A 373-nucleotide genomic window follows, 5' to 3' on the forward strand; every position below is an offset into this window, starting at 1 on the left:
GTGCCAAGGCGTATGTGAACCCGCAGTGGTCCGCCAAGGCCGCCGCGGAGCCGGGCGGCAGCGTCATCGCCGACGAACCCTCGTTCGTCTGGATGGACCGCATCGCGGCCATCGAGGGCGCCGGCGACGCGATGAGCCTGCGCGAGCACCTCGATGAGGCGCTCGACCAGGGCGCGAACCTCTTCCAGGTCGTCATCTACGACCTGCCCGGACGTGACTGCGCCGCGCTGGCCTCCAACGGTGAGCTCGGTCCCCCCGAACTCGACCGGTACAAGACCGAGTACATCAACCCCATCGCCGACGTCCTCGACGACCCCGCCTACGCGAGCCTGCGGATCGTCGCCGTCATCGAACCGGACTCGCTGCCCAACAT

General features: G+C 68.6%; 1 protein-coding gene. It reads left to right on the forward strand.

The window, feature by feature from the left end; translation table 11 throughout:
- Positions 1-373, forward strand: a 373-nt coding sequence (locus tag AC1DUE_RS20780) for a glycoside hydrolase family 6 protein (RefSeq protein ID WP_477041288.1), incomplete at both ends; no start/stop codon positions are given.

It is taken from the genome of Cellulomonas sp. P4_A2 (assembly GCF_056402515.1).